Origin of the sequence: Paenibacillus phytorum, from assembly GCF_013141715.1 — a bacterium.
Classification (GTDB): Bacteria; Bacillota; Bacilli; order Paenibacillales; family NBRC-103111; genus Paenibacillus_E; species Paenibacillus_E phytorum.
On sequence record NZ_WHOA01000242.1, the window covers coordinates 61,874 to 68,122 of the forward strand.

Genomic DNA, 6,249 nt, shown 5'->3' on the forward strand with positions numbered 1-6,249 from the left:
CCAGCGCCTCCTTGGATACTTTGCCTCTACTCTTGTTCAACTACATCATCGAAAGGTAAATCAAGTGCTTTACCAAGGTCAAACAATTGAACCTTTGCTGTACGTTCTTTGATATTCAATCCAAGTACTTTACCATTCCCAAAAGAAGTGATTACTTGTCTACCTACAGTTGGCAGTGAATCCTTCGCACTCTCGTAGTTATCATGTTCATATTTCAAACAACACATTAACCTTCCGCATAATCCCGAAATCTTAGTTGGGTTAAGCGACAAGTTCTGGTCTTTCGCCATCTTAATGGATACGGGTTCGAAATCACCTAAGAACGAGGAACAGCATAGAATTCGCCCACACGGACCTATACCACCAAGCATCTTCGCTTCATCCCGCACACCAATTTGACGAAGTTCGATTCTGGTCCGGAAAATACTCGCCAAATCCTTAACGAGCTCGCGGAAATCAACGCGTCCTTCAGCCGTAAAATAAAAAATAATTTTATTGCGATCAAAGGTATACTCTACGTCTACGAGCTTCATCTTAAGACTATGGTCTTTAATTTTCTCGTGACACGTTTGGAACGCATCTTTGGCTGCTTTCTTATTTTCTTCAACCAAATCAGCATCCGAGTCATCCGCAATGCGAATCACCTTTTTGAGAGGAAGAACGACGTCATTTTCTTTGACATTCTTCTTTCCAACAACAACTTTGCCGTATTCCACTCCGCGAGCGGTTTCAACAATAACGGCACTTTCTTTCTCAATTGGCAAATCAATCGGATCAAAATAATATATTTTACCCGCTTTTTTGAAGCGGACGCCAACTACCGAATACATCTTACACCCCCTGCATCTCCACGAGCATTTTCTCTATAACCAGCTGAGAATTGGCGTTGAAACGCAGTCGTTTTTGTAAATCTACGGCTTGCTCCATCATACGCACCCATACTGAGACATCCCGGCTGAACGCGAGGGAGCTCATCCAGTCCAGCTGATCATTATAAACAAGCTTATCTCTGCGCTCCAGGCGCAACTGCACCATATCTTTAAACCAGAGAATCAACAAGTCGAAAAGACTCGACATATGATCCGCTAGCTCCGTTTTCACAATCCGTTGCTGCACCGTAATCATGGAAGTAGGGAAACGTGTGAGCGTCTCCTTAGCTAATTGTAACACTACGGTTCTCATTTCTGCAAACCAATTCGCAGCAATTAAATCCCTAGCTGCTTGCAATCCTGCCGTTAAATGTGCGGCGGGCTGTACCAGTGATGCGGGATGACCCTCTTGCAAAAGCGTCAAGACCATTTGCTCACGCGGCATTGGCGTGAAATTAATCCACTGCGCCCTCGATTGAATCGTCGGCAGCAGGGCATTGCCATTCTCTGTAATGAGAATCGCCACCACACGTGAGGTCGGCTCTTCTAGAAACTTCAACAGGCTATTAGCAGCCTGTACCGTCATTTTATCTGCATGATATAGGATATAAATTTTGGTTCCGGAGGCTGTAGCGCGGTAAGCAAACTCCTTTTGCAGCTCACGAATCTGCTCAATCTTAATCGAAGCTCCATCTGGCATAACTATGTGTAGATCCGGATGATTACGATGCTCGACCTTACGGCATTCCAAACATTCACCACATGCCTCATCGGTCCCGTGCTGGCAGTAGATAGCTTTAGCCAAAGCTATGGCCATCTCCGAGCGTCCAGTTCCTACTGGCCCACTAAAAATATAGGCGTGAGACAGCTTGTCTTGCCGCAGCCCGTTCTGCAGAAGCTGCTTAGCCGCTGCTTGCCCCGGTATGGCTTGAAAGGACATTAGAAATACGCTCCATCCCGAGGATAAACGGCTACATTGTCCTTTCAGGACGAGTGCGTTTACCCAGAAATATAAACATCATATAGCGTGAAATATCTATTTTCTTATATTTTAAAATAACAAGTTAATCAGCATCCCTCGGATTTCTCCGATTTTATGCAAAATTTCGATTCGACCCTGCTCATTTTCTAGCAATTCATCTGCTAATGAAAGCAGCTCTAGATCGATTTCTTCCAAAAGCTTATATCGTTTCGAACGGCCGCGACGATCCCAACCCTTCGTATCTCTTAAATTGACACCACGGCGAGCGGTTTCCTCTAAAAACTGCTTAATCAGCAGCTTGTATTGAAGAAGTTCTCTCACCGTCATTGCCCGCGACAGCCGATCGCCCTGCAGCGAAATTTGCTGCACCATTTTGGATAATTGCTCCTGCGTAAATTTCTCATCCTGCTGCTGCATAATGTCAGAGAAATTCCGGGGGGCCATCTGTGGCGGCGGGACGTTCTCATTCACTTTGACGTTCTTACCGATAGGCTGCCACCCCGGATTAATTTTCAAGACGCATCCATCCTTGTGTATGTCTGATTGAACCTAGTAATGCTCGAAGCGCTCTACCGGCAATACGAAAACCGCGGCTCCACCCACTTGAACTTCCACAGGAAATGGAATATAGGAATCCGTCGTTCCTCCCATTGGAGAAACCGGAGTAACAAGCTGTTCCCGAATTTTGCAATTGGTGCGTATGACCTGCATGACCTCTTGTACCCTCTCATCTTCCGTACCAATCATAAAAGTCGTGTTTCCCGCACGTAAAAATCCACCGGTACTTGCCAGCTTCGTGGCGCGAAACCCTTCTTTAATTAAAGCATTAGAGAGACGGTTACTGTCCTTATCTTGTACAACGGCTACGACTAGTTTCATGGGTGATTCCTCCTTTTTATTATAAACTAAGATTGGATTTTTTGCTTTAGCCGGAAATATGTTCCTCAAGCAAACGATTACAATCCGTCCATATTTCTTTTGCAATCTCCTCTTCGTTACGGTTTGCATTAACAACTCGTACCCGTTCAGGATGATCAGCTGCAATCTGATGGAAACCTTCCCGTACTCGGCTATGATAATCTACATTTTTCAGTTCAATGCGATCCAACTGCTGAGCATTCTCGCCCGTGCCCGATGCTCTATGGTGAAGTCTCTCCAAGCTTACTTCCACTGGCACATCTAAGATGTATGTTCGGGTTGCCTGTAGTCCTGAACTGGCATAACGCGAGATGGCTTTTACCATATCTACATCTACGCCAAGTCCGTATGCCTGATAAGCAACACTTGCATCAATGAAGCGATCGCATAGTACAATTCGGCCAGCTGCGAGTGCCGGAAGAATTAACTGATGTACATGCTGTGCTCTGGATGCTGCGTAAAGCAAAACTTCCGCTTGATCCACCATCTCCTTATTCACAGGGTCAAGAATAATACTGCGGATTTGATCACTGATTGCCGTTCCGCCCGGTTCTCTCGTAACGAGGACATCATGTCCTTGTTTCTTAAGCTCCTCAGCCAATTTCTTAAGCTGTGTTGTTTTCCCGGCGCCGTCCGGTCCTTCAAACGTTATAAATATTCCGTTCACGCTTCCTCCTGCATGCTGCTTTACCAGATCATATAATGGTTTATGTGTATATCTTTAGCTTTTGTGTCTGTCCAAATTCGGTTCCTTGAAACTTGATTCCGTTTGCGACCAATTGCAACAAGGCTTCGGCCACGGAAGCCGAGATGATTTCGCCAGGGTATAAATAGGGAATTCCCGGTGGATAAGGGATTACCATATCCGCTGAACGGTTCCCGACCGCCTCCTGAACACTAACCTGACTAAACGCCCCCTCTGCTCGTGATACTTTGGAGATATCTCTCATATCAAAAGCAACTGGAGAAGAGATTGGTGTATAGTAGGGTAATTTAAGTATATTCGAGATAGGCGCTTGAAGTTCCTTCTTTTGTATGGGAACGTCCAAACAAATGTTAGTTAATGTTTCGACAACTCTTAACATATCCGCTCTGGTGGAAGCTGGAGTGAAAACAAGAAGCACTTGACGCCCGTCCGTCATTTCGACAAAGCACCCTTGAGCTTCTAGCCTTTTTTTGAGCTCGGTGCCAGATAACGTATTCGTCGCATCATAGATGGCCATTTTAAACGGATCCGCAGTTTGAACCTCTTGACTCTGATTCCCCGGAAGCTCTCTTGGGTGATAACCGAATGTAGTAAGCCCATCAAGCAGGGACCTGAACTCTTTTACAACAGCAAGTCCCTGTTCTAGCCAGTCCCAGCCTTCCGTATGCATCCTCTTTCTCGCCAAATCTAGTGACGCCATTATTGGATAAGAGGGACTTGAGCTCTGCAGCATAGCAAGCAAGAGTTGGATAGCTCTTCGGTCTATTCGCGGCCCCTGGACATGCAGCATAGCCCCCATGGTCATTGCGGTTAGCATCTTGTGCGTGGATTGTACAACCGCATCAGCTCCTTGCGATAACGCGGAAGCCGGCACCTCATGATGAAATCCATAGTGCGCACCGTGTGCTTCATCCACCAGCAGCAGCTTCCCAAGTGTATGCATCAAATCCGCGAAAGGCTTGAGATTAACACCCATACCGTAGTAATTCGGGTTTGTTAGAAAAAGCCCCTTAGCCTCTGGATACAGCACTAGTGCTTGCTTTACATCTTCGATATGTAGACTAGTAGCCACACCCGTTTCCGGATGAATGTCAGGAGCTATGAACACTGCCTTGGCACCGGCCAGCATAAGCCCATGAATGACCGATTTATGTACATTCCTCTGCACAAGAATAATATCATCTTTCTCACATGCGGCTGAAATCAGGGCCAAATTTCCCACCGTACTCCCACCTATCAGAAAATACGTTTCCTCAGCTCCAAAGCAACCCGCCGCTAGCTCCTCGGCTTCTCTAATGACGCCCTCTGCGTGATGTAGATCATCTAGGCCCGTAATTTCCGTGTAGTCGATAGACATCACCGTCTTTAGGAAGCTTGTCCCTTCATCCAACAAGCCTTGTCCGGATTTATGACCTGGTACATGGAAACTTGCAGGGTTCTTATCGTGATGGGCGACCATGGCTTCAAAAAGCGGCGCACGTGACTGTTTTGAATATTGGCTGCTCATGTTGACACGACTCCTTGAGCTCCGTGAGCTTTCTATTTTATACCCTTATAGTAGTGGATTGACGCTAAAAAAACAAAAAAAGCTTCCATAAGAAGCTTCCCCCATTAATTCATATATTGTTTCGAATTGCCTATATAAAATGCTTTCTTCATCTGCCTCACAAAAAACGGGTATTTCTGATCATTTACATTCGTTTTGACCATTTCACTGCTGCACTCATCGCAGATAAACGCCCTAATAATATGAATTCCGCCAACCCGCTGCTGCTCGCAAATCATACATACCCCTATTCGGTTCTCCTCCATATGATCACCCCACGATCTTTTACTATTAGTATATCCGAATCGCAATTCTCCTAAACTAGCTAAACGCTCATATTTTGGAAGGCATGTGCCGATATAGTCTTATATCAGGTTAACCGCCTTGCGGAGGTCATCAGCATGTCAACGAAACAGGAACCAAATCTCTCCAAACAATCTACCATTTATAGCTATACTTTAATGAAGCGAATATATCATTCCTTGTATAAAATAATTGTTTATTTTATGCTTCTGCTGATGGCGGTCTTTTACAAATTTGACCCTTCGAACTGGCTGCCGCTCTTAGTCAGCTATCCGCTTCTTCTTATCTTCCATTCTTTGCTCATCCGGATCTATTTTCAGTTTACAATTGGCATGGCCATGAGGGGCTGGTCTTACCGTTGGGGTGTCTTTTGGTGTGGATTCTTGCCAGAAGGAAATGCCTCCATACGACTGGTATCCAGAATACAGCTTACTTTATTTTGGATTGGCCTTGCTATGATTACACTTCTCTATCCCTGGATACCCGACAAATGGTTAATCCATCTCACAATTTTTCACTTCTGGATGCTCATGCCACGACTGTGGATGCTTTTCCGGTTTCGCCCGTACCGCAAAGCTGGATTGATTAAAATTACAGAAAAGGATACCTCCTGCTACATGCAGTAGTTGTTCTTGAAATGAAATAAGAGCCCCTAGGGGCTCTTATTTGTTATAAAGAATGGATCGATAGTGGAATAGCGGCCTTTTGGAGCTTCTATTTGTTGATAACCGTTTGAATCCCGCCATTTCTTTGAAAATAGAAGCCTTTAGCGTATGCTATTTGCTTGATTTCGCTAAAAACCCATGGAATAGAAGCCTTTAGGGACTCCTATTCTGTGAGATTTTAGTTATACCTGCCTCTTCGTCGATTTCAACAAATAGAAAAAGAACCTTACTAGGATTTCTCCTTGTAAGGTTCTTTTTGT

At 45.0% G+C, this 6,249-nt stretch carries 8 protein-coding genes; 1 reads left to right on the plus strand and 7 read right to left on the minus strand.

The window, feature by feature from the left end:
• Positions 1-26: 26 nt before the first annotated feature.
• The 7 genes from GC098_RS36010 to GC098_RS36040 form a co-directional block, all read right to left on the minus strand.
• Positions 27-830, minus strand: coding sequence for a PSP1 domain-containing protein (locus GC098_RS36010; protein WP_171649141.1), 804 nt, complete (start codon positions 828-830; stop codon positions 27-29).
• Between the two features lies 1 nt (position 831).
• A complete protein-coding gene (gene holB, locus GC098_RS36015) occupies positions 832-1,809 on the minus strand; it encodes a DNA polymerase III subunit delta' (RefSeq protein WP_171649142.1) in 978 nt (325 codons plus the stop codon).
• Between the two features lie 111 nt (positions 1,810-1,920).
• Positions 1,921-2,367: a YaaR family protein gene (locus GC098_RS36020; protein ID WP_171649143.1), complete on the minus strand. Its 447-nt coding sequence runs from the start codon at positions 2,365-2,367 to the stop codon at positions 1,921-1,923.
• A gap of 33 nt (positions 2,368-2,400) precedes the next feature.
• A complete protein-coding gene (darA, locus tag GC098_RS36025) occupies positions 2,401-2,730 on the minus strand; it encodes a cyclic di-AMP receptor DarA (protein ID WP_029198490.1) in 330 nt (109 codons plus the stop codon).
• A 46-nt stretch (positions 2,731-2,776) separates the two neighbouring features.
• Complete coding sequence (gene tmk, locus GC098_RS36030; protein WP_171649144.1) at positions 2,777-3,436, minus strand: dTMP kinase; 660 nt, start codon at positions 3,434-3,436, stop codon at positions 2,777-2,779.
• A gap of 40 nt (positions 3,437-3,476) precedes the next feature.
• Positions 3,477-4,982, minus strand: coding sequence for an aminotransferase class I/II-fold pyridoxal phosphate-dependent enzyme (locus GC098_RS36035; RefSeq protein WP_171649145.1), 1,506 nt, complete (start codon positions 4,980-4,982; stop codon positions 3,477-3,479).
• A gap of 104 nt (positions 4,983-5,086) precedes the next feature.
• Entirely contained in the window at positions 5,087-5,287 is a 201-nt protein-coding gene (locus GC098_RS36040; RefSeq protein ID WP_171649146.1) for a sigma factor G inhibitor Gin, read from the minus strand.
• Positions 5,288-5,422: 135 nt separating this feature from the next.
• Here GC098_RS36040 and GC098_RS36045 point away from each other — a divergent pair, with 135 nt between their 5' ends.
• Complete coding sequence (locus tag GC098_RS36045; RefSeq protein WP_171649147.1) at positions 5,423-5,950, plus strand: hypothetical protein; 528 nt, start codon at positions 5,423-5,425, stop codon at positions 5,948-5,950.
• Positions 5,951-6,249: the final 299 nt, after the last annotated feature.

Coding starts and splice junctions, on each gene's coding strand:
- holB (WP_171649142.1), bottom strand. CDS start 1,809: ATGTCCTTTCAAGCCATACCGGGGCAAGCAGCGGCTAAGCAGCTTCTG.
- GC098_RS36035 (WP_171649145.1), bottom strand. CDS start 4,982: ATGAGCAGCCAATATTCAAAACAGTCACGTGCGCCGCTTTTTGAAGCC.
- darA (WP_029198490.1), bottom strand. CDS start 2,730: ATGAAACTAGTCGTAGCCGTTGTACAAGATAAGGACAGTAACCGTCTC.
- GC098_RS36040 (WP_171649146.1), bottom strand. CDS start 5,287: ATGGAGGAGAACCGAATAGGGGTATGTATGATTTGCGAGCAGCAGCGG.
- GC098_RS36010 (WP_171649141.1), bottom strand. CDS start 830: ATGTATTCGGTAGTTGGCGTCCGCTTCAAAAAAGCGGGTAAAATATAT.
- GC098_RS36045 (WP_171649147.1), top strand. CDS start 5,423: ATGTCAACGAAACAGGAACCAAATCTCTCCAAACAATCTACCATTTAT.